Genomic DNA, 2291 nt, shown 5'->3' on the forward strand with positions numbered 1-2291 from the left:
CGATGCCGCGCTGCTCCAGGAGCTCGACGAGACGGCGGGCGTCGGCGAGCATCCCTTCCGCGTCCTCGGGAACGCTGCTGGTCGTGTCGTCCTCGACGTCGTCCTCGTCGTCGCGCGGAGCGAGGTCGTCCACGACGTCGGGGACCTGGCCGCCGTCGGCCTCGGCTGTCTGGTCCGAAGACGCTTCGAGTTGCCCCTGGTCCTCGTCCGGAGTCACACCGGCCGTGTCGCCTGCGCCCAGCTGAGCACGCTCCACAGCGGTGTTGCTGCCGACGACGAGTTGGAGCTTCCCGTCGTACTCGCCCGTCTCCGCGCCCTTCACGTGGAGCGCGTCAGCGTCGAACAGGCCGGTCGAGTCGTACATCTGCGGGATGTCTTCTTCGTTCCAGACGACGAGTTCGGCCTCGCCGGTCTTGTCGGACAGCGTCGCCGTCCACGCTGGCGTCCCTTCCTGAGTGCTGCGACCGTCGAACTTTCCGAACTCGACCGTGCCGATCACCGACGCGACGTCCTGCTTGCTCGGGTCGATCTCTCCGATGGGTACGGCGTCGGGGTGATCGGGCCGGGACCCGCCGTCGTCATCGTCGTCGCCACCGCTCTCGACGGCTTTCTCGTCCCGCGGTTCCGCACCGAACCCGAGACGGCTGAACTCCAGCTGGTCCTCCGCCAACTCGGTGTCAATCCGTGCGCACCGGGCGAGGGGCGGTGTGTACTGCGAGTGCGTGACGACGTACGAGTCGAAGTCATCGGCCTCTTCGCTCATCCGGTCACGGTAGTCCTTCGCCGTGTTCAGCAGGTCCTCACCTTCGAGGCCGTGGTCCCGGACGTACTTCGAGACGCGGTCGTGGACGCTGGAGAGCTTCAGAGCCAGCTGCTCGTCGGCCTCGCCGGCGTTCACGAAGGTGAAGTGCTTCCCCTCTTCGAGGTAGTCCTCGGTCGCCGCGCGGGACGCGAGTTCCATGAACCGGTCCAGGTGCGACTTCCGCGACCCGCCGTCACCGAACTGCTCGGCGATGTAGAGCATCGCCTCGTTGAGTTCCTCGTCAGTCGGGAGGTCGAGGTCGTCCACCGATAGACCGGCCTCGTCGGCCATCTGCTCGGCGAAGCGACGGTACAGGGCCATCCCGAAGTGGACCGTCTGGATGCCCTGTCGCGGGAGATCGTCCACGCCGGTGACGTCGTTCGCGGTGAGCAGTTCCCGAACGTGTTCCCGAGACTCCAGCCAGAGGGCCTTCAGCGTCTCCTCGTCCTGCCGGAGGACGAACTGGTAGTAGGCGAGGGCGTGCTGTTCCAGGTCGTAGCCTTCAGGCTCTCGCGTCTCTCCACCGGCGTCGTACGCCATCCCGGTGAGGTGAGCGAACGCTTCCTTCGTCGAAGAGCCGGGTTCCTTCACGCCGTCGCGGAAGCGCGTCTGGATGCTCCGCCGCTCCTCGGCCGGCCCCTGGATGGACTGCTCGCCCGAGATCATTAGCGGCGCTTTCAGCTCGTACTCCTCGGTGGACTTGTCGGCGTTCCCGCGGGTGGCGACGCCGCCGCGGGTGGTCGAACGCATCAGGTTCTGGAAGCGGTCTACCTCCCAGTCCTTCATGTCTCCGGGCTTGTACTCGTCGAACCACATCGGGATTGAGTTCGTCGAGGCCATCGACGTCAGCAGGGCGAACTTCGTGTCGTCGCAGGCCATCGGTTCCCCGTTCATCCCGAGGAGCTGCCAGAGGACGCTGAGCGAACTGGACTTCCCCGCTCCCGTCTCGCCGGTGACGTGGAGGGTGTTGAACTGCCCCTCCCAGTCCTGGACGTACGGGCGTAGCGGGGCCGTGTAGAGCCAGCCGACCGCCGGCAGGAACCGCTCGCTGAAGCGCGACTGCGGGACGAGTTCGAGGATCTCGGCGACCTCCTGCGGGTCGTACTCTGTGTGGTCGTCGGGCGTCAGCGACCAGGCGCGTTCGGCGCTGATCTCGCGTTCGATGTACGCCGTCTCGGGGTTGTCGATCCACCCGTCGGCGGTGAGGACGCCCTGCGGTGTCACGAACTCGCCCGTCTCCGGATGCAGACCCATGTGATGCGTTCCTGTACGCACGGGCGCGTTCTGCCCGCCGACGAGCTTTCTGAGTTCGTTCAGGTCCGACGCGTTCCCGTCGAACGTGGTGGTGAGGCCGGTCACGACGTTGTCCCGGAAGCGCCGGACGTCGTTGAAGACCTTCGTCGGGACGGTGAGCTCGTACGACTCTTCACCGGTTCCGGGGACGACGGTCATCTCGATCAGGCGCTCGCCGTCGTTGAAGAAGAACGAC

At 66.3% G+C, this 2291-nt stretch carries 1 pseudogene; it reads right to left on the reverse strand.

The features are described 5' to 3' along the window. Window positions 1-2291 (reverse strand): annotated as a pseudogene (locus EP28_RS14440) (hypothetical protein); the annotation flags it as partial.

Origin of the sequence: Halorubrum sp. BV1, assembly GCF_000746205.1 — an archaeon.
GTDB lineage: Archaea > Halobacteriota > Halobacteria > Halobacteriales > Haloferacaceae > Halorubrum.